Annotated in this window: 19 protein-coding genes and 1 pseudogene; 4 read left to right on the top strand and 16 right to left on the bottom strand. The window is 70.6% G+C overall.

Going from position 1 to position 17964, the window contains the following annotated elements:
- Positions 1-4: 4 nt before the first annotated feature.
- From aspA to ACI2L1_RS40455, 11 genes and pseudogenes are all read right to left on the bottom strand, one after another.
- A pseudogene (aspA, locus tag ACI2L1_RS40505) lies at positions 5-160 on the bottom strand (aspartate ammonia-lyase); the annotation flags it as partial.
- A gap of 236 nt (positions 161-396) precedes the next feature.
- Positions 397-1410: an asparaginase gene (locus ACI2L1_RS40500; protein ID WP_404744470.1), complete on the bottom strand. Its 1014-nt coding sequence runs from the start codon at positions 1408-1410 to the stop codon at positions 397-399.
- 32 nt (positions 1411-1442) lie between these two features.
- The gene (locus ACI2L1_RS40495) at positions 1443-2897 is read right to left on the bottom strand and encodes an amino acid permease (protein WP_404744469.1); all 1455 of its coding nucleotides are present in this window, start codon (positions 2895-2897) and stop codon (positions 1443-1445) included.
- Positions 2894-3631, bottom strand: a complete 738-nt coding sequence (locus ACI2L1_RS40490) for a FadR/GntR family transcriptional regulator (RefSeq protein ID WP_404744468.1) — start codon at positions 3629-3631, stop codon at positions 2894-2896. Before ACI2L1_RS40490 ends, ACI2L1_RS40495 begins: the two co-directional genes overlap by 4 nt.
- Before the next feature lie 119 nt (positions 3632-3750).
- A complete protein-coding gene (locus ACI2L1_RS40485) occupies positions 3751-4587 on the bottom strand; it encodes an undecaprenyl-diphosphate phosphatase (RefSeq protein WP_404744467.1) in 837 nt (278 codons plus the stop codon).
- Positions 4588-4662: 75 nt separating this feature from the next.
- Positions 4663-5037, bottom strand: coding sequence for a fluoride efflux transporter CrcB (gene crcB / locus ACI2L1_RS40480; protein WP_404744466.1), 375 nt, complete (start codon positions 5035-5037; stop codon positions 4663-4665).
- Positions 5034-5414, bottom strand: a complete 381-nt coding sequence (locus tag ACI2L1_RS40475; protein ID WP_404744465.1) for a DUF190 domain-containing protein — start codon at positions 5412-5414, stop codon at positions 5034-5036. The genes crcB (ACI2L1_RS40480) and ACI2L1_RS40475 overlap by 4 nt, the downstream gene beginning before the upstream one ends.
- Positions 5411-5866 carry a fluoride efflux transporter CrcB gene (gene crcB / locus ACI2L1_RS40470; RefSeq protein WP_404744464.1) on the bottom strand — a complete coding sequence of 152 codons (456 nt, stop codon included), beginning with the start codon at positions 5864-5866 and terminating at the stop codon, positions 5411-5413. Before crcB (ACI2L1_RS40470) ends, ACI2L1_RS40475 begins: the two co-directional genes overlap by 4 nt.
- A 166-nt stretch (positions 5867-6032) precedes the next feature.
- Positions 6033-6995: an SMP-30/gluconolactonase/LRE family protein gene (locus ACI2L1_RS40465; RefSeq protein WP_404744463.1), complete on the bottom strand. Its 963-nt coding sequence runs from the start codon at positions 6993-6995 to the stop codon at positions 6033-6035.
- Between the two features lie 24 nt (positions 6996-7019).
- Positions 7020-7307 (bottom strand): ArsR/SmtB family transcription factor, encoded by a 288-nt coding sequence (locus ACI2L1_RS40460; protein ID WP_404744490.1) that lies wholly within the window; start codon positions 7305-7307, stop codon positions 7020-7022.
- Positions 7308-7529: 222 nt separating this feature from the next.
- Positions 7530-9551 carry a beta-galactosidase gene (locus ACI2L1_RS40455; RefSeq protein WP_404744462.1) on the bottom strand — a complete coding sequence of 674 codons (2022 nt, stop codon included), beginning with the start codon at positions 9549-9551 and terminating at the stop codon, positions 7530-7532.
- Between the two features lie 199 nt (positions 9552-9750).
- Between ACI2L1_RS40455 and ACI2L1_RS40450 the strand changes: the two genes are divergently transcribed.
- The 4 genes from ACI2L1_RS40450 to ACI2L1_RS40435 all read left to right on the top strand — a co-directional run bounded on the left by ACI2L1_RS40450 (position 9751) and on the right by ACI2L1_RS40435 (position 12846).
- Complete coding sequence (locus ACI2L1_RS40450; protein WP_404744461.1) at positions 9751-10782, top strand: LacI family DNA-binding transcriptional regulator; 1032 nt, start codon at positions 9751-9753, stop codon at positions 10780-10782.
- A 125-nt stretch (positions 10783-10907) separates the two neighbouring features.
- Positions 10908-11258 (top strand): VOC family protein, encoded by a 351-nt coding sequence (locus ACI2L1_RS40445; RefSeq protein ID WP_404744460.1) that lies wholly within the window; start codon positions 10908-10910, stop codon positions 11256-11258.
- Between the two features lie 65 nt (positions 11259-11323).
- Positions 11324-11713, top strand: coding sequence for a MarR family winged helix-turn-helix transcriptional regulator (locus ACI2L1_RS40440; protein WP_404744459.1), 390 nt, complete (start codon positions 11324-11326; stop codon positions 11711-11713).
- Positions 11714-11865: 152 nt separating this feature from the next.
- On the top strand, positions 11866-12846 hold the full coding sequence (locus ACI2L1_RS40435) for an AraC family transcriptional regulator (protein WP_404744489.1): 981 nt from the start codon (positions 11866-11868) through the stop codon (positions 12844-12846).
- Positions 12847-13094: 248 nt separating this feature from the next.
- Here ACI2L1_RS40435 and ACI2L1_RS40430 read toward each other — a convergent pair whose 3' ends face one another.
- The 5 genes from ACI2L1_RS40430 to ACI2L1_RS40410 all read right to left on the bottom strand — a co-directional run bounded on the left by ACI2L1_RS40430 (position 13095) and on the right by ACI2L1_RS40410 (position 17814).
- Complete coding sequence (locus tag ACI2L1_RS40430; protein ID WP_404744458.1) at positions 13095-13490, bottom strand: SseB family protein; 396 nt, start codon at positions 13488-13490, stop codon at positions 13095-13097.
- Positions 13491-13599: 109 nt separating this feature from the next.
- The gene (locus ACI2L1_RS40425) at positions 13600-14829 is read right to left on the bottom strand and encodes an acyl-CoA dehydrogenase family protein (protein ID WP_404744457.1); all 1230 of its coding nucleotides are present in this window, start codon (positions 14827-14829) and stop codon (positions 13600-13602) included.
- Between the two features lie 99 nt (positions 14830-14928).
- A complete protein-coding gene (locus ACI2L1_RS40420) occupies positions 14929-15471 on the bottom strand; it encodes a cysteine hydrolase family protein (RefSeq protein ID WP_404744456.1) in 543 nt (180 codons plus the stop codon).
- Positions 15468-16937, bottom strand: a complete 1470-nt coding sequence (locus ACI2L1_RS40415) for a purine-cytosine permease family protein (RefSeq protein ID WP_404744455.1) — start codon at positions 16935-16937, stop codon at positions 15468-15470. Before ACI2L1_RS40415 ends, ACI2L1_RS40420 begins: the two co-directional genes overlap by 4 nt.
- A gap of 463 nt (positions 16938-17400) precedes the next feature.
- Positions 17401-17814: a cytidine deaminase family protein gene (locus tag ACI2L1_RS40410; RefSeq protein ID WP_404744454.1), complete on the bottom strand. Its 414-nt coding sequence runs from the start codon at positions 17812-17814 to the stop codon at positions 17401-17403.
- Positions 17815-17964 lie beyond the last annotated feature (150 nt).

The raw sequence follows: 17964 nt of genomic DNA, 5'->3' as shown, positions 1-17964 counted from the left end.
GTCGGGCCAGGGGCGAGCCGGCGCCCGCGACGACCTCCGGCCGCAGCAGGTCGGCGAGTGTCTCGGCGAGCAACAGGCCCTTCTCCAGGACGAGTTCGGCCACACCGCGGACAGAGACGAGGGCCTCCTTGGCGATGTCCGTGGCGGCCGTGCAGCCGAGACGGCGGCGAGGGCGTCGATGAGGTGCGGGTAGGCGGAGATCGCCGTCCCGGTGATGGGAACGTTCTCGGTGGCACGCAGGGTGTGCACACGCTCACGGCGACAGACGACGGCGGCCATGAGGGTGCGGGGCCTTCTTCGAATGAGGCTCAGGTGATCGCTTTTCAGGGGCGCGGGGAACTGCGCGACCGGCCACAACGGGCCCGCACCCGCAGAACGACATGGCCGCCCGAGCTCTTAGGCGCAGGCAGACACAACGGGCTCCAACGAACGAACGAGCCGCACTCGCCCGACCTCACGCCCACCCCCGAACAGCGCCTCCCCCTGGAACTCCGTGAGCAGATCCGCCGACACCCCGGCACGGGCAAGCGCCGCCGCAGCAACCGGAACCCGCGCCCGATTCGCCCCGTCGGAGATCTTCACGGCAACGGCCCGCCCATCGGGCAGCGCGGCAACCTGCACACCCTCGAACCCGTCCTTGGCCAGCAGCCCCGGCACGGCACGCATCAACGCGGCCACATCACGCCCCGCACCGGACGCCATCTCGGCATGCCCCCGCATCGCGTCGGCGACCCGCGCCTCAGGCGTACCGTGAACCGCCGAAGTGATCCGGGCCGCGGCCCGGGCGAGCCCGTGCAGCGAGACGGAGAACAGCGGCGCGCCACAACCGTCGACGGTCACGCGCGCGATCCGCTGCCCGGTCAGATCCTCGACGATCTCCGCGATGGCCTGCTGCAGCGGATGCGAGGGATCGAGATACCCCTCAAGCGGCCAGTCGTTGAGCACGCACGCGTAGAGCATCGCCGCGTGCTTGCCGGAGCAGTTCTGGGCGAGCCGGGAGGGCTTTCGGCCCTCCCGTGTCCAGGTGTCCCGCACGGTCGGATCGAACGGCAGGTCGGGAACGTTGCCCAGGGCTTCCTCGGAGACCCCGGCCAGCTCCAGGATCCGCCGGGTTCCTTCGAGATGCCGCTCTTCACCGGAGTGGCTCGCGGCCGCGAGGGAGAGCAGCTCACCGTCCAGCGGCAGCCCGGCCCGGACCATGGCGACGGCCTGGACCGGCTTGAGCGCGGAGCGCGGATAGAACGCGGCCTCGATGTCGCCGAGTTGGAACCCGACCCGTCCGTCTGCGCCGAGGACGACGACGGAACCGTAGTGGACGCCCTCCACGACCCCGCCGCGCATCAGGTGGGCGACGGGTGCGTGGAAGGGCTCGCGGATCAGGGGGGCGTCCGCGACGGAACTGCTGTACATCGCTTCCTGCTTCGAGAGGAGCGCCACGCGGGTCACGCGTCGGCGCTGGTGGATGCGGTCGCGCTCGACATGCGAGCGATCCGGCCCCGGACGGCGAACCATCCGGCGACCAGGGCCCCGACGATCAGCGGAAGGCACAGCACTGTGGTGCGGCCGGCGCCGCCGTCGGCGTACATGAGGACCAGGACGGAGGCGAGGAAGGCCAGCGTCACGAGCTCGGTCCAGGGGGAACCCGGCAGTCGGTAGCCGGGGCGGGCGAGTTCGCCCTTCTCGGTCCTCTGCCAGAAGAGCAGATGACAGATCATGATCATGCCCCAGGTGGACAGGATTCCGATCGCGGCGAAGTTGAGCACGATCTCGAACGCGTCGGCGGGGACCACGAAGTTGAGGCCGACGCCGAGGACGCAGACGCCGCTGGTGAGCAGGATGCCGCCGTAGGGGACCTGGCTGCGGCTCATCACCGAGGTGAACTTCGGGGCCGAGCCGGACATGGCCATGGAGCGCAGGATGCGACCGGTGGAGTACAGGCCGGAGTTGAGCGAGGACATGGCCGCGGTGAGGACGACGAGGTTCATCACGCCGCCGGCCGCCGGGATGCCGATGTTGGAGAGCACGGTCACGAAGGGGCTCTCGCCGGCGGTGTACTTGTTCCAGGGCAGCAGCATCGAGAGCAGGAGGACCGAGCCGACGTAGAAGAGGCCGACGCGCCACATGATCGAGTTGATCGCCTTCGGCATGATCTTCTCGGGGTTCTCGGTCTCGCCCGCGGCGACTCCGACGAGTTCGACGGAGGCGTAGGCGAAGACGACGCCCTGGATGATCAGCAGCATGGGCAGCAGGCCGCTCGGGAAGATGCCGCCGTTGTCGGTGATGAGGGACGGGCCGGGGTGGTGGCCGTCGATCGGGTGCCGGGTGGCCAGGAGGAAGATGCCGATCAGCAGGAACGCCGCGAGCGCGCCCACCTTGATGATGGCGAACCAGAACTCCAGCTCACCGAACATCTTCACCGAGATGAGGTTCACGGTGAGGACGACGGCGAGCGCGATGAGCGCCAGCACCCACTGCGGGATGTCGGCGAACATGCCCCAGTAGTGCGTGTAGAGGGCTACGGCGGTGATGTCGGCGATGCCGGTGGTGGCCCAGTTCAGGAAGTACATCCAGCCGGCGACGTAGGCGCCCTTCTCGCCGAGGAACTCGCGGGCGTACGACACGAAGGCGCCGGAGGACGGCCGGTAGAGGACGAGTTCGCCGAGGGCGCGGACGACGAGGAAGGCGAAGACTCCGCAGACCGCGTAGGCGATGAACAGGGACGGGCCGGCGTCGGCGAGTCGGCCGCCGGCGCCGAGGAAGAGGCCGGTGCCGATCGCGCCGCCGATGGCGATCATGTTGACATGCCGTGACTTGAGGGACTTGCTGTATCCCTCGTCTCCGGCGTCGACATGGCCGGAACGTTTCTGCACGCCGTCGTACAAGGACTGCTCGCTCACGCCTGGGGCTCGCCTTCCGTGGGGGTGTCCGTGCCCGTGTTCGGGGAACGGACGATGTCGGTGAGGGTGGTCTCGACGCGGTCGAGGTGATGGGACATGGCCTCCACCGCGTCGTGCCGGGAACCGTCGATCAGCGCCTCGACGATCGCGCGGTGCTCGCGGTTGGACTGCTCCCGACGGCCGCCCAGCTCGTTGAGGAAGGCCGACTGACGAGCCAGCGCGTCCCGGATCTCCTCGATGACCCGGCGGAAGACCGGGTTCTGGGCGGCCTCGGCCACGGCGAGGTGGAACAGGGTGTCCATCGCGACCCACGCGGTGGTGTCGGTCTCACGTTCCATCCGGTCCAGGAGGTGGGCCAGATGGTCGAGGTTCTCCGGGGTGCGGCGCTGTGCCGCGTACCCGGCGACCGGGATCTCGACGTGGCGGCGCACTTCCAGCAGGTCGCTGGCCGCGTAGTCGCCGAAGGTGGGGTCCTCCACCGCGTTGGCGACGACGAAGGTGCCCTTGCCGGTCTTGGAGACGGTCAGGCCCATGGTCTGCAGGGCCCGCAGAGCCTCGCGCAGCACGGGTCGGCTGATCTCCAGGGTGCGGCAGAGCTCCGCCTCGGAGGGGAGCTTGTCGCCGATGGCGTACTCCCCGCGCTCGATGGCGTTGCGCAGATGCGCCAGCACCGCCTCCATGGCGCTGACGCGTCGCGGAGGCTGACTGGCTGTCCGGCTGTCTGACAGGTTCACGGAAGTGATACTCCGGGCGACGGGAGGGCCCTGTCAAGGTGCCCGCGCCCCGAGGGGCGCGGGCCGATCTGTGAGCCGAGAAGGTGCCGCGGACGAACGACACCCACCGATCCATGCGCTCAGCTGTTGAGCACACCCGCGCCCAGCAGCCCGAAGAGCAGCAGGCCCACGACGATCCGGTAGATCACGAACGCGTTGAAGGAATGCTTGGCCACGAACTTCAGCAGCCAGGAGATGGAGGCGTAGGCGACGACGAAGGAGACGGCCGTGCCGACGGCGAGCGGGGCCGCCCCCACGCCCGCGCCCAGGGCGTCCTTGAGCTCGTAGAGGCCGGCGCCGGTGAGGGCCGGGATGCCGAGGAAGAAGGACAGACGGGTGGCGGCCACCCGGTCCAGGTCGAGGATCAGCGCCGTGGACATGGTGGCACCGGAGCGGGAGAAGCCGGGGAAGAGCAGGGCGAGGATCTGCGAGCTGCCGACCAGCATGGCGTCCTTGAAGGAGGTGTCGTCCTCCCCGCGCTTGTGCCGGCCCATCTGGTCCGCCGCCCACATCACACCACTGCCGGCGATCAGGGAGCCCGCGACCACCCACAGGGAGGCGAGCGGCCCCTCGATGAGCGGCTTGGCGGCGAGACCGACGACGACGATCGGGACGGTCGCGGCGATCACCCACCACGCGAACTTGTAGTCGTGGTGGTACCGCTCCTCCTTGTTGAACAGTCCCCTCCCCCACGCGGAGACGATCCGCACGATGTCCTTGAAGAAGTACACGAGCACCGCGGCGATCGCGCCGACCTGGATGACGGCCGAGAACCCGACGACGGCGTCGTCGTCGACGGGGATGTCCATCAGCCCCTCGACGATCTTCAGATGGCCGGTGGAGGAGACGGGGAGGAACTCGGTCACTCCCTCGACGGCTCCGAGGACGACGGCCTGACCGACGCTGATGACGCTCATGGGATCCAGTTCTTCTCAGGGGAAGGCAGGTGCGGAGGGCACAAGTCTTACTACACGCCGGCGAGGACCGATTCCCTACGCCCACACCAGCCGGGCCAGCGCCACCCCCGCGAACGCCGCTCCCAGGCCCGCCACGACGCTCGCGACCACGTTGGCGGCGGCGTAGGGGCGTGCCCCGGCCTCCGTCAGGCGCAGGGTCTCGTACGAGAACGTCGAGTACGTGGTCAGCGCCCCGCACAGACCCGTGCCCAGCAACAGCTGGAGGTGGGCTCCGGCGGCCCCTGCCGCCACCGCGCCGGTGAGCAGGCCGAGGACCAGACAGCCCGTGACGTTGACGGCGAAGGTGCCCCAGGGGAAGACCGAGTCGTGCCTCGACTGCACCGCGCGGTCGGCCAGATAGCGCAGCGGGGCACCGACCACGGCACCCGCGACGACCAGCAGCCAGTTCACAACGACTTCTTACCCTTCGTGCCCGCTTTGTCCTGACTGCCATCGCGTGCGACGTACCGAATGACCTCGCAGTCGTCGAGGGTCACCAGCCCCTCGGTGACGAGTTCGTCGAGCTGCGGCAGGAACTCCCGTACGCGGGTCTCGGTGTCGACGATCACGACGGCCACCGGCAGGTCCTCGCTGAGGGAGAGCAGCCGGGAGGTGTGGATCAGGGAGGAGGCACCGAAACCCTCGATGCCCCGGAAGACGCTGGCCCCGGCGAGGCCGGCGGCGTGGGCGCGGTGCACGATCTCGGTGTAGAGGGGCTTGTGGTGCCAGGTGTCGTTCTCGCCGATGTAGACGGTGACACGCAGAGCGTTGCCGGTCAGCCTCGTCATGGCTGCCTCCACTTCAGGGCGCGGCGGGCCGCGGTTGACGCGAGCCACACCGCGGTGAGGGCCGCGAGCAGGGTCGCGGCGAGATAGGCCAGGCCCGTGGCGGGCCGGCCGTGGTCGACGAGTCTCTGGATGTCGACGGCATAGGTGGAGAAGGTGGTGAAGCCGCCGAGCACGCCGGTGCCGAAGAAGGGGCGGACCAGGCGGTGGGCGGCCCACACATCGGTGATGACGACCATGAACACGCCGATCACGGCGCAGCCGGTGACGTTGGTCCAGAAGGTCGCCCAGGGGAATCCGCCGGGCTGGGCGGGCCACTGCAGCGAGAGTGCGTACCGGGCCGTGGCGCCGAGGGCGCCGCCGAGCGCGACCACCGCGACGACCGGCGTCTGGCCCTGCCAGAGGGACTGCCGTGGCCGTCCGGTGGGTGCGCGCAGGCTCTCCGGGGCTGTCATGGTCGTGTGTCTCCTACTCGCCGGGCCCGGGCATACGGGCGCACTGCATCGCAAGTAGGGACCGTTGGCGGCGCCTTCGCCGCGGTTCGGGTACGGCGGGCCCCACCGCCGCGCCGCGAGGGTGATCGCGACCGAGAACCAGAGTATCGCCAGGTGCGTGCCGGGGTCACTTCGCGGCGGGCGGCTCGCACAGCGCGATGCCGCGCTCCCAGAGGCTGCCGAGGACCAGGTGCCCGGCTGCCTCGCAGACGCTGGTGACCATGCGAAAGCTGGACCGCTGGCGGGTGAGGTGGTGGACGGTCTCGCCGTTGTCGTCGACCGCGAGGGCGCCGATGGTGCCGGTGGGCCGGAAAGGTGCGCGCACGGCCGCCTGGGCGGCGGCTCGGCGGACGGGTGGCGCGGCGCGGTGGAACAGGTCGAGCGGGGGCACGCGCGGGCCTGCGAGGGAAACCCAGATGGGGCCGTCGGGTCCGCCGCGCCAGATGTTGTCGGGCATACCGGGAAGGTTCTCGGCGAGGGGTTCGGCGCGGCCGGCCCGCGGCCCGTCCAGCCAGTAGCGGGTGAGCCGGTACCCCCCGGTCTCGGCGACGGCGAGGAAGGACTCGTCGGCGCTCACGGCCAGGCCGTTGGCGAACTGCAGCCCCTCCAGCAGGACTTCGGGGGTGTCGTCGCCGGGTGCGAGGCGCAGGAGGCGGCCGGTTCCGGTGTGTTCGACGATGTCGCCGATCCACTGCTCCAGGGGGTAGCGACGGCTGGAGACGGTGAAGTACACGCTGCCGTCGGAAAGCGCGACCACGTTGCTGCAGAACCGCAGCCTCTCCCCCGCCACCTCGTCGGCGATGACGCGCACGGTGCCGTCGGCGAGGTCGACGCCCAGCAGTCCGCGTTCGGCGTCGCACACCAACAGGCCGCCGTCCGGGAGGAGTTCGAGGCCGAGCGGCCTGCCACCGGTCTCGGCGACGGTCTCGACGCGAGCGGCGAGGGGTTCCGTGAGGCCGTCGACGCGCAGGATGCGGCCGTCCGCCACTCCGGTCAGGACCCGGCCGCGGGCGTCGGCGACGACGTCCTCGGGACCGCGGCCGCCGATCGCGACGTAGTGGCGAGGGATCAGTGCGGTGGGACGGTCCATGAGGTGCCCTTCCGGTGCGGGTCGCTACCAGCCCTTCTCGAACATGCGCGCCACCTCGGCGATGCGCATCTCGTCCCGACGGTAGTACGTGCGCCACCGGATTCTCTTGGTGCGCAGCAGGCCGATGTTCACCAGGAGGCCGAGGTGGTTCTCCGCGACCGAGCGGGGCACTCCGAGCTTGCCTGCGACGGCGTCGGCGGTGACGCCGTCCTCGGCGGGGTCACCATGCCGCTGCGGCCGGAAGTGCGCGGCCGGGTCCTTCAGCCACTCCAGGATGGCCAGGCGCCACTCGCCGGTCGGAGTCCTCAGCATCTCGCGCCCCTCCGTCCGAGCCTGCTGAAACCGCATGTGCCCACTGTCCCGCAGCCGCGGCGGCCTTGTCCCGGCGTCACAGAGCTTGTCCGATATCGAACTCCTCTGCGACAAAGGGCTGTTCGGCGCATACGGCAGTCGGGAGGGAGCACTACGCAACCCGGCGGAGTAGGTGCCCCCTCCGCCCGCGGCTCGTGGTCTCGCGGGCGGAGGGGAGTCGGTTCAGCCGTCGAGTCGTACGACCCGGACGGCACCCGCCGCGACGGCGAGGCTGCCCGCCGTGCGTTCGCCGGTGAGCAGTTCGGTGCCCTCCGCCTCCAGGGGCACCTTGGCCTCGGCCGCGGTGTGGTTGACCACGAAGACGTAGGAACCGGCCTCTCCGTTGCGTCGGACCACCTCGACGTCATGGGGCAGTTCGGCGCGTGAGGGCAGTCGGGCGTCCTCGGCGGCCCAGCCGAGCAGCGCGTCGAGGCCCTGGGCGGCCAGGCGTGTGGAGACGTACCAGGCGGTGCCCTCGCCGAGGCGGTGGCGGGTGACGGCGGGGTGGCCCGCGGCCAGGCCGTCGGCGTACGTCCACACGGTCTCGGCGCCGCGCGGCACCACGAACTCCGTCCACACGTCGCCCGTGAGCTCCGAGCCGTCGGGGCCGGTGATGCGCACCAGCTGGTCCGGGAGCAGTGGCGAGAACTCCTCGACGGTGAGGCCGAGGACGTCCCGCAGCGCGCCCGGGTGGGCGCCCTCGTGCACGGCGTCGTGCTCGTCGACGATGCCGGAGAAGTAGGAGACGACGAGGGTGCCGCCGTTCTCGACGTACTCCCGGAGGTTGTTCCCGGCGGCCTCCGTCATCAGATAGAGGGCCGGTACGACGACAAGGGGATAGGCCGACAAGTCGGCTTCCGGGTGGGCGAAGTCGACCGTGAGGTGGCGGTCGTAGAGGGCCTCGTAGAAAGCGTCGGCGCGCTCGCGCGCGTCATGGTCCTCACTGGGGCGCCAGTCCAGGTTCTGCGCCCACCAGGAGTGCCAGTCCCACAGGACGGCGACGTCGGCCTGGGTGCGGGTGGCGCGGATGGCGCTCAACGAGTCCAGGGTGGCGCCCAGTTCGACGACCTCGCGCCACACGCGTGTGTCGGTGCCGCCGTGCGGGACCATCGCCGAGTGGAACTTCTCGGCGCCGCGCCGGGACTGACGCCACTGGAAGAACATGGCGCCCTCGGATCCGCGGGCCACGTGCGCGAGGGAGTTGCGGGCCATCTGGCCGGGCGCCTTGGCGGGGTTGCGGGCCTGCCAGTTGATACCGGAGGTGGAGTGTTCGAGCAGGATCCAGGGCGCGCCGCCCCCGACCGAGCGGGTCAGGTCCGCGGCCATCGCGAGGTTGACGTGGGTGCGCCGGCCGTCGGTGATGAGGTAGTGGTCGTTGGTGACGATGTCGACCTCGCGGCCCCAGGCCCAGTAGTCGACGGAGTCGCACTGGCTGAGCGCGGTCATGAAGTTGGTGGTGACCGGGACGCCCGGGGAGAGGCGGTGCAGGATGTCCCGCTCCATCACGAAGTTCTCGCGCATGGTGGCGTCGGCGAACCGCTTGTAGTCGAGCGCCTGGCCGGGGTTGCCGACGGTGGCCGCGGTGCGTGGCGGGTCGATCTGCTCGAAACCGGTGTAGTGCTGGCCCCAGAAGGCCGTGCCCCAGGCCTCGTTGACGCCCTCGACATCGCCGTACGTCCTCTGCAGCCAGCGGCGGAAGTGGGCGGCGCAGGAGTCGCAGTAGCAGGCGGAGACGGGGACGCCGTACTCGTTGTGCACGTGCCACATCGCGAGGGCCGGGTGGTCGGCGTAACGCTCGGCGAGCTTGGTGGTGATGTCCGCGGCGGCCGCGCGGTAGGCGCTGTTGCTGTGGCAGATGGCGCCGCGCGAGCCGAACGCGAGACGGGTGCCGTCGGCCGTGACGGGCAGCGCGTCGGGGTGGGCGCGGTAGAACCAGGCGGGCGGGACGACGGTGGGCGTGCCGAGGTCGACGCGGACGCCGTTCTCATGGAGCAGATCGATGATCCGGTCCAGCCAGCCGAAGTCATGGGCGCCCGGTTCCGGCTCCAGGAGCGCCCAGGAGAAGATCCCCACGCTGACCATGGTGACCCCGGCCTCGCGCATCAGCCGGACGTCCTCGTCCCAGACGCTCTCCGGCCACTGCTCCGGGTTGTAGTCCCCGCCGAAGGCAAGCCTGGTGAGGCCCCTGGGGGTGGTCTCCGGCATGGGTCTCTCCCGTTTCGATGGGTTGGGAACGTGCACACACGGCTCCAGAGCTGTGCGGCCCAAGATAACCGTACAGAGGTGAAGGTTGCCAAGTGCCTGATGTGAGTCATTTCTGTGCACGATCCCAGCCAGCGGGCGTCCCGCTCGTGTCGTCCCGCCGTACGAGCGCTGCCCACCCGCCCTCCAGGGCCTTAGAGTCTTGACCATGAACAATGCGGGGGGCAGGCGCAAACCGCCGACGATCCACGACGTGGCCCGCGAGGCCGGGGTCTCGCGGGGTACCGTCTCGCGGGTGCTCAACGGCGGACACTACGTCAGCCCTCCCGCCCTGGAGGCGGTCAACGCCGCCATCCGCAAGACGGGTTACGTCGTCAACCGGCACGCCCGCTCACTGATCACCGGACGCTCCGACTCCGTGGGCTTCCTGCTCACGGAGCCGCAGGAGCGGTTCTTCGAGGACCCCAACTTCAACGTCCTGCTGCGCGGCTGCACCCAGGCGCTGGCCGCGCACGACATCCCGCTGCTGCTCATGCTGGCGGGAACCGAGGACGAGCGGCGCCGGATCAAGCGGTTCATCACGGCGGGGCACCTCGACGGTGTGCTGCTGGTGACCAGCCATTCCGCCGACCCGGTGGCCGAGGAACTGCACAAGGCGGGCGTGCCCGTGGTGCAGTGCGGCAAGCCCATGCGGTCGGGTTCGAAGGTGAGCTACGTGGCCGCGGACGACCGCGACGGCGCCCGGGACATGGTGCGCCATCTGCTGTCGCGGGGCCGCCGCCGCATCGGCATCGTGACCGGCCCGCTGGACTCGCCGGGCGGTGTGGACCGCCTCGCCGGCTACAGGGAGGTGCTCACCGAGGCGGGCATCGAGATCGACGAGCGGCTCGTGGTCTCCGGCGACTACAGCCGGGCCGCCGGGCAGGCGGGCGCCGAGCTGCTGCTGGCGCAGGCCCCGGACATGGACGCCTTGTTCGTCGCCTCCGACCTGATGGCCCTGGGCGCCCTGACGGCCCTGCGCCGGGCTGACCGCCGGGTCCCCGAGGACGTCTGCGTGGGCGGCTTCGACGACTCCATCGCGGCGACGGAGGCCACGCCCGCTCTCACCACGATCCGCCAGCCCTACGACCGCATCAGCGCCGAGATGGTGCGGGTGCTGCTGGCCCAGCTGGGGGGCGAGGATCCGGCGGCGGTGATCCTGCCCACGGAGCTGGTGCGGCGGGAGTCGGCGTGAGTCCCGGGGCATCGGGGCCGACGGACGGGGACCGGTCAGGATCGGAGAAGCGGACCTCCCCTCCCCCGTCCTAGCGTGAGAACACCGACGCGGAACGTCGGGCCCATCTCACCGAGGAGCACACCATGACTGCCGGCCTCAAGACGATCATCTACCCCGTCAAGGACCTGACCGCGGCGAAGGCCCTGTTCGGCGCCCTGCTGGGCGTGGAGCCGTACGCGGACGAGCCGTACTACGTCGGCTTCAAGGACGCGGGCCAGGACGTCGGCCTCGACCCCAACGGTCACGCCAGGGGCATGACCGGTCCGGTCCCCTACTGGCACGTGGACGACATCCGGACGACCCTCGCGGCGCTCGTGGCGGCCGGGGCGGAGACGCTCCAGGACGTCCAGGACGTCGGCGGCGGCAAGCTGATCGCCTTCGTCAAGGACGCGGACGGCAATCTGGTCGGCATCACCCAGGACCCGCAGGCCTGACCCACCCTTGCACATGCACTAGTTGCATGCTCAACAAATGGCCGGATCGGTGTTACCGTGCATCTATGGCGGTGAAAACGGTCGAGACGGGCCTCGAAGAACGCTGGCGGGACATCCTGGCGGTGCACGCGCGCACGATGTGCGAGATCGACCGCGTGCTGCACCCGCACGGGCTGGGCGCGAGCGACTTCGAGGTGCTCGACATCCTCGCCACGGAGTCACCCCGCGAGGGGGATCAGTGCCGGGTGCAGAACCTGGTCGGGCGAGTGCATCTCAGCCAGAGTGCGTTGTCGCGGCTGATCGGGCGGTTGGAGAAGGACGGCCTGGTGGAACGGTCCGTGTGCGTGGAGGACCGGCGAGGTGTATGGGTGTCCCTGACCCGCAGGGGCCGTGATCTGCACACCGAGGTGCTGCCGCTGCAGCGCGAGGTGCTGGGGCGGATGCTCAAGGGCTAGAGCCGGCTGCGGGACCGGAGCCGAAGCCGTCCTGACCAGAGCCGAAGCCGTCCTGTGAAACCCGCCGGTGTCCTGCCCGGCATGACCACCCGTCAGCGGGTCATGCTGAACAGCAGACACCGAGCGGGGAAGGGGCTGACGACGCCTTGGCCGTGGGAGGGGACCGGGCCGCCGAGTTCAACAGCTACGCGACGGACTCGGTGGAGGAGGCGCACGCCGCGATCGCGGCGCACTACTACGATCTGCGGCTCGAAGTCGCCGGCCAGGTCTCGCGGTTCGCCACCCGGCTCAGTGTCGTCGAGCTCGGCGCGCTCACGGTGGGCGACATCCGCTTCGGCACCGAGATGAGGATGAGCTTCGGCGAGCCGGGCGTGTACCACGTGGCCGTGCCCTTCGGCGGCTGCTTCAGCGTCCAGGAGGGGCGCGGGGACGTCGAGTTCGCCACCGAGCGGCGGGCGCTGGTCTTCGATCCGGCGCGGGACATCCATGTCGACACCTGGTCCGCCGACTGTCAGGCCCTCACCGTCAAGGTCGACAAGGCGGCCGTGCTACGGCAGCTGGAGGTGCTGTTGGGCCGCGCGGTGCGTCGCCCACCGCGCTTCGGGCCGTACATGGACGTTTCCCGGGGGCCGGGCCTGAGCTGGGTCCGGCTCGCGATGTGGAACCTGCGGGAGCTGGACGTCCAGCACGGGATGCTGAGCCATCCGATGATCCGCGGCCGTCTCGAACAGACTCTGCTGGAAGGGATGTTGCTGGCCACCGACCACACGTTCCGGGAGGCGTTGGAGGCGCCTCCGCCCCCGATGCGCCCGGCGTCGGTCAAGCGGGTCATGGACGCCGTGCAGGAGCTCCCCGCCGAGCCGTACGACGCGAACCGGCTCGCGGCCATCGCCCAGGTGAGTCTGCGCACCCTGCAGGAAGCTTTCCGCAGGCATGTCGGCATGTCGCCCATGGCCTACGTCCACGAAGTGCGTCTGCAGCACGTGCACCAGCGGCTGCGGGCGGCGGCCCCGGGCACGACGACCGTGACGGACGTGGCCCACGCGTGGGGGTTCGTCCATCTGGGCCGGTTCGCGCGGCGGTACCGGGAGCGCTTCGGGGAATCGCCCTCGCAGACACTGCGCGCCGAGTGAGCCGCTCCGCCCGCCGATCCGCCGCGTTTTGCGGACATGCGCCACGTATTGCGGAGCGACGGCCCGCCGGATCGGTCCTATGGTCGGGGCACGGCGATCGCAGAGCGCCGGGGATGAGCAGAGTCGGCGCCGCTCACCCCTGTTCCGCATGCGAGAACCGGGGTGCGGCGGCGGGAGCAGGACCGCGCCCCTCTGCGGGCCCGGCCGCTCCCCCTCCGTGCATGTGGTGGCCGGGCCCCACCGGCTGATCAGCCCTGCGGCCGCGCCAGCAGCGTGCGCACGCCCTCGGACGTGAGCGTCAGCGGATGCGTGGAGCTGGCGTCGATCGAGAGCGACAGATCGCCGTCCGGCCACTGCGCGGCGAGCGCGCCGAGCGGCACGAGACGGTAACGGGAGACGAACGGAAGCAGTTCGGCCATCTCCACTTCCGAGGTGAACACCGGCACCACGGGAGCGCCGTCCTGCTGTTCCAGCACGGGCAGCGCGACGGTCGTGTCCTCGTCCCCGGCGTCGTCGGGCACCGGGATGAGGACCTCGCTGGTCGCGAGCGTGTTGAGCGCCGTCGCGTCCTCGGTGTTCTGCGTCAGCGCGTCCAGTGCCCGCTGGGCCGGTGTGGCGATGTTGTCGTTGGCGGGTGTGTCCATGGCAGATCCCCTGGTAGCGGCGGTCGTGCGGCCTGCCCGCGGGTATGATCGCCCGAGGGCGCGGTGCTGCTCGCGTACCCGAGCGTGCCGGGAGCATGCGTTCGGGGCGTCAGGGAATCAGCGCGATGTGCTCCGAGGGCAGGCCGAGGGTGTCGCAGCCGACCCGCCGTACGAGAGGCTCGTACATGCTGGGCCCCACATGGGTCCAGTACGTGGCCGCGTCCCGGAAGTAGCGCTGCATCCGCTCGCCGTCGCGCGCGTGGCGGGAGCCGGCCGTGCGGAAGAGGATGCCCTGAAGCACGTCCCAGGCCATGCGACCGGCGTTCAGGAACATCAGGGCGAGCCGGTTGTCCTCGATCACCGTGAAGGGCGCCTCGCCGCTCACGTTGCGGCGGCAGGCGTCCATCCAGTCCTCGGCGGTCTGCCTGAGGGCCGCCTCGGCGAGGTGGATCACGCCGAGGGCCTCGCCGAGATGGCGCTGGTAGTCGTGCAGGTCGGCTCGCGTGCGGTCGGGTTCCAGGAGCAGCGGGCGGGCGGCGACGATCCGGGCGTACTCGTCGGCGGCGGCGTACGCGGTGCCGATCATGATGGCGGCCAGCTCTCCGTGGAAGAAGCTGGGTGCGCGTCCGGCGTACATCGGGTTGCCGTGCAGTTCGGAGCCGGCGCTGCCGCCTTCCACGGGCAGGTCCAGCAGACTTGCCTCGCACGTCAGGTGCGCGGGGATGCGGGCCTGTTCCATGCGGATGCTGTTGGAGCCGGTGCCGCGCAGGCCGAGGACGCCGTGCCAGTCGTCGAGGACGGTCCACACCGCTCGCGGGGCGACGAACAGCACGGGCGGACCCGGTGGGTCTCCCGCGCGCAGGGTCTGGCCGACGTAGTGGGTGGAGTAGGGGGCGCCCGAGGAGTACGGCCAGGTGCCGTCGAGGATCACGTGGTCGGGGCCGTCGGACCGCGCGACGCCCACGGGGGCGACCGTGGATGCGGCACGGAAGTCGCCGTCGGGGCCGAAGATCTCGTCCTGTGCCTTCTCCTCAAAGACCGTGGCGACCTGGAGCACATGGGCGGCGGTCAGGGACAGGGCCCAGCCGGTGGAGGGACAGCCGCGCGCGATCTCGACGACCACGCGGTAAAAAACGGGCAGGGCGAACTCGTGGCCGCCGTGACGCCGGGGTTGAAGGATGCGGTAGAAGCCGGCCCTCAGGAAGTCCTCGTGGGTTTCCTTCGGATAGTGCGTGAGCCGTTCGGTCTCCGCCTGGCGTGCGAGCAGCGCGGGCCTGAGGGCTACGGCCCGTTCGATCATCTCCCGCTCTGTGGGGCCGTGTTCGGGTACGGCTGTCACGATGCCTCCTGCCGTGTGGGGCCGTCGTCCGTGACGCGGTACGAGCGATTCAACACGGCCGGGCGCGGTCCGGTACCGACCTGATATGGCCAAGTGAGGTCAGGCGGCGAGCAGTTGGTCCACGGTGACGACCCGGATCAGCGGGCGGAACAACTCCATGATGTCCAGCGCCTTGCGATGCGAGTCGTCATCGGCCCCGGCGCAGGCGTCGGAGACCACCAGGGTCTCGACGCCCGCGTCGGCGGCGGCGAGCGCCGTGGACAGGACACAGCAGTCGGTGCTGACACCGGCCAGGACGAGTCGGCCCTCGGGGCCTACGCGGGCGGCGAGTTCGGGGGTCCACTTGCCGAAGGTGGGGGCGTCCAGCACATGGGCTGCCCGGTCGGCGAACTCGTCGGTGAGCCGCCACAGGCGGGCGTCCGGGGGCCGGTGGGCGAAGGGCCACCGCGCGTAGTACGCCTGCCAGGCTCCGGCGGGCTTGTCGGGGGCGACGAAGCGGGTGATGGTGACCCGCTCGGCGAAGGCCGGCAGCAGTCGCCGTACGCCTGCCGCCGCTTCGGCGAAACGCGGGGTGGCCCACGGGCTGTCGGGCTCGGCGAAGACGCGCTGCATGTCGATGACGACGAGCACTCCGCTCGTCATACGGCGCCCTCCTGCGCGCGGACCCGTCCGCGGCCGGATGCCAGGGTGCCGAGGAAACCGAGCGCGAGCGCGGCCAGCACACCGGGGTTGGCGTACGCCCAGGAGCCGGACTTGCCGCCGAGGCCGAACGGGTCGAGGAGATAGCCCTGCCAATCCAGCCAGCTGGCGGCGGAGTTGGTGACGAGGCCCCAGCCGAGGGCGGTGGCGAGGACGGTGAGGACGAGCGGGGTGAGCGGTACGTCGCCGTAGCGGCCGCTCGGCCGGTAGAGGTCGGCCTCCTCGTAGTCGCGGCGGCGCAGGGACAGGTCGGCGAGCATGATGCCGCACCAGGCGGCGATGGGGACGCCGAGGGTGGTGAGGAAACCCATGAACTGGCCGAGGAAGTCGTCGGCGAAGAACACGATGTGGACGGCGCCCGCGATCATCAGGACGCCGTCGACGAGGGCGGCCAGGGGACGGGGGATCCTGAGGCCGGCCGACATCAGGGCGAGACCGGAGGAGTAGATGTCGAGGACCGCGCCGCCGACCAGGCCGAGCACCGCGACGACGGCGAAGGGCACCAGGAACCAGGTGGGCAGGAGGGTGGTGAGCGCGCCGATGGGGTCGGCGGCGACGGCCTCGTTGAGCTTGCTGGACGAACCCGCGAGGAGCAGTCCGAAGACCAGCAGGAGCAGGGGGGCCACGGAGGCGCCGAAGGTGGTCCAGCCGACCACTCCCCTGCTCGACGAAGTCCGGGGCAGATAACGGGAGTAGTCGGCGGCGGCGTTGACCCAGCCGAGCCCGAAGCCGGTCATCATGAACACGAGGGCGCCGATGAACTCCTGGGCGGAGCCCGCCGGGAGGGCGCTGACGGTGCTCCAGTGGATGTGGTCGGCGACCAGACCGACGTAGACCACGGTCAGTACGCCCGTCACCACGGTGATCACGGTCTGCAGCCGCATGATCAGGTCGAAGCCCATCACCCCGCCGACGACGGTGAGCCCCGCGACCACGATCAGGGCGATCACCTGCGTCTCCGTGCCACCGCCCCAGCCGAGCCGCCCGAAGACGGTCGCCGTGGCCAGTGTGGCAAGGGCGCACAGCACGGTCTCCCAGCCGACGGTGAGGACCCAGGAGACCACCGACGGCAGGCGGTTGCCGCGCACTCCGTAGGCGGCGCGGCTGAGCACCATCGTCGGGGCCGAGCCCCGTTTGCCGGCGACCGCGACGAAGCCGCACAACAGGAACGAGAAGACGATCCCGATCACTCCGGCGACCAGCGCCTGCCCGAAGGAGATCCCGAAGCCGAGCACGAACGAGCCGTAACTCAGCCCGAGGACGGACACGTTGGCCCCGAACCACGGCCAGAACAGGGTCCGCGGGGTGCCCTTGCGTTCGGCGTCGCCGATCACGTCCAGCCCGTGCCTCTCCACCTGGAGCTGCCGGGCGGTGGATCTGTTGTCGGGGGATCCCGAGGACTCTGTCATCGTCGGCCTGCCTGTCCAGACGTGTTGGGGCGACCGTAGGCAGGGCCCGCCGGGGCGTCAATCACGCAACTCCCGCACGTCCGCCCTGTGATCACCGGGGAACACGGCACGAAGGTCCCGGCGAGCAGCTGCACACGTGGTGGACAGGGGCAGGGCGTCGCACCACGGCGCGAGTTCCCGTACGGGATCGACGCCCCGGGCCGGACCGCCCGGCACGGGTCCGGCATTCCGGTGTGCGGCGCGGCTCGCAGGATCGGGCCGCCGGTGCTTCGAAGGAGCAACAGCACCTGTGAGACGCCCTGTTCGTATCAGGCGACGTGAGAGCTGCCCACCCGTACGGTCATCTGGCTGCGAGCGGCCCTGGTCGCCGTAGAGGACACACTGTGCCTCGGCGGGACAGCGGCGCTGAAGCGCACTGGAGGTCCCCGAGACATTCACGACATGGTTGCGGGCGGTACGCGGTTCACTCGCCGTCCAGCTGGTGATCCGCCCAGACATAGCTCTCGGGCAGCAGGTCGGTGACCGGCACCGACCGGATGCGGTCGCCGTCGCCGACGATGACCTTGAGGTCGGGGAAGTAGTCGAGGAGGACCTGTCGGCACCGGCCGCACGGCGGAACGACTCCTCGGTCGCGGTCGCCCACGGCGACGACGGTGTCCAGCTCGTAGGCGCCCTGGGCCGCCGCCGCACCGATGAGCACCAGTTCGGCACAGGGGCCTCCGGTGAAGTGGTAGGCGTTGACCGCGGTGACGATCCGGCCGTCCCGGGCACGACCGGCCGCCGCCATGGTGTGGTTGTCGCTCCGGCATCGCGTGCGCGCGACATCGGCGGCGGCCCGGACAAGCTCGTGATCGACGGGGTGGGGCTGCGTGGTCATCTTCTCCGCCTTCGTCGGGTGTCACGCGACGGTGGCCCGAGGGCTGCGGGTCCGCAAGCGAATATCGACGGCTTGGCCGCGCCGCCGGACGCTCACCTTGTCTCCCGCGATCGGCACGGGAGATCGCGGGGCTGCGAGCGTGAGGATGGG

Source organism: Streptomyces sp. NPDC019531, assembly GCF_044903305.1.
Classification (GTDB): Bacteria; Actinomycetota; Actinomycetes; order Streptomycetales; family Streptomycetaceae; genus Streptomyces.
The sequence above is the reverse complement of the archived record's forward strand: the minus strand, read 5'-3'. Positions and strand labels throughout refer to the sequence as shown.